This is a genomic window from Shewanella sp. 11B5 (genome assembly GCF_002836795.1).
GTDB classification, from domain to species: Bacteria; Pseudomonadota; Gammaproteobacteria; order Enterobacterales; family Shewanellaceae; genus Shewanella; species Shewanella frigidimarina.
Window position 1 is genome coordinate 1 of record NZ_PJAP01000813.1, and the last position, 1,682, is coordinate 1,682.

General features: G+C 41.1%; 3 protein-coding genes. 2 read left to right on the top strand and 1 reads right to left on the bottom strand.

The genetic code is table 11. From position 1 onward, the window contains the following. Position 1 precedes the first annotated feature (1 nt). Positions 2-415, top strand: coding sequence for a YccF domain-containing protein (locus tag CXF78_RS16690; protein ID WP_011637777.1), 414 nt, complete (start codon positions 2-4; stop codon positions 413-415). Between the two features lie 156 nt (positions 416-571). After that, positions 572-1,039, top strand: a complete 468-nt coding sequence (locus CXF78_RS16695) for an EVE domain-containing protein (protein WP_011637778.1) — start codon at positions 572-574, stop codon at positions 1,037-1,039. Between the two features lie 181 nt (positions 1,040-1,220). On the opposite strand, the gene CXF78_RS16700 is transcribed toward CXF78_RS16695, so the two are convergent. Continuing rightward, positions 1,221-1,682, bottom strand: a 462-nt coding sequence (locus tag CXF78_RS16700) for an AIM24 family protein (RefSeq protein WP_145991519.1), incomplete at its 5' end; no start/stop codon positions are given.

Sequence of the window (1,682 nt, forward strand, 5' to 3'; positions counted from 1 at the left end):
AATGTCACTTTTACGCTTAATCTTTAATATTGCTTGGTTTTTAATGGGTGGTTTTGTCATGGGACTAGCCTGGTGGTTTGTAGGGGTACTGTGCTTTATCAGTATCATTGGTATCCCATTTGGTCGTGCTTGTTTTGTCATTGGCGAACTTGCTTTCTGGCCATTTGGACAAGAAACCGTTAACCGAAAACACATTTCAGGCCAAGAAGATATTGGCACTGGCACGTTAGGTTTGGTGGGTAATGTCATCTGGTTTTTGTGCTTTGGTATTTGGCTCGCGATTGGTCATCTAGCCCATGCTCTGGCTTGTTTTGTAACGATTATAGGTATTCCTTTCGCGTTACAGCATCTTAAGTTGGCCCTGTTAAGTTTAACCCCTATCGGCCAAACTGTTATTGCCAAACCAACTTATTAACATTCATTAATAACCGTTGAATGACCACTGTTCTAAAAAGCCGATAGCATAATACTATCGGCTTTTTATTTGCCTAATTGCATCAGCAACGTGTACATTGCCATTCTTAAGCGCTAAAAGGTTATTCAGCCTCTTTAAAGACAGTAATGGGATCACATGAACTATTGGTTAATGAAGTCTGAACCAGACGACTTTAGTATTGATAATCTACAGATGAGTGAGCAGCAAACCGTTGCTTGGCAGGGTATTCGTAACTATCAAGCACGTAATTACATTCGCGATCAAATCGCCTTAGGCGATGTAGTGTTGTTTTACCACTCTAGCTGTAAAGTACCTGCCATTGTGGGTTTAGCAAAAATTAGCAGTGATGCACAAATCGATATCAGTGCTTTTGATAACCGTTCACCGTATTATGATGTAAAATCTAACACTAATACGCCTCGATGGTGGCAAGTCGATATCCAATTTATGGCCAAATTTTCTAAACCAGTGAGCTTGAAACAATTGAAAGCAGATCTCGCACTGCAAGATATGGTATTAGTGGCTAAAGGTGCCCGCTTGAGTGTTCAGCCCGTCACACCGTTGCAATACCAACATATTATGCAATTAACAATCTTAAAATAATAACGTTAGATTGATGACCTTACATGGGTAACCTTAAGTTAAAACAGACCAGCTCGTCAGCCGACCAGTAAACATTCTAAAAAATCTCCTAAAGACAGCTCAGACTAAGTCAATACAATTTGCTGTAATAGTCTGAGCTCGAATACTAACGGCACAGTGAAAAGATCGCGCAATGTCAGAATTAGTTAATCATTCGACCTATTCCGCCAAGTACAGAACCTTCACCTTGGTCTTTGCCACCACTTGATGGTGCATGAGCAATGATTCTGTCAGCCATACGAGAAAACGGTAAGCTTTGTAACCACACAGTTCCATGGCCTTTTAAGGTTGCAAGGAACAAACCTTCACCACCAAATACCATCGACTTTAATGAGCCTGCACGTTGTATGTCATAATCAATTCCAGGAGTGAACCCCACTAAACAACCGGTATCGACCCGCAATGTCTCACCGTGTAATTCTTTTTTAATCAATGTCCCACCAGCATGCACAAACGCCATGCCATCGCCTTTTAGGCTTTGTAGAATAAATCCTTCCCCACCAAAAAAACCGGTCCCTAAACGTTTATTAAACTTCATACTCACTTGCGTACCTAAAGCTGCCGCTAAAAAGCTGTCTTTTTGGCAGATAAGTTCACCTTGATG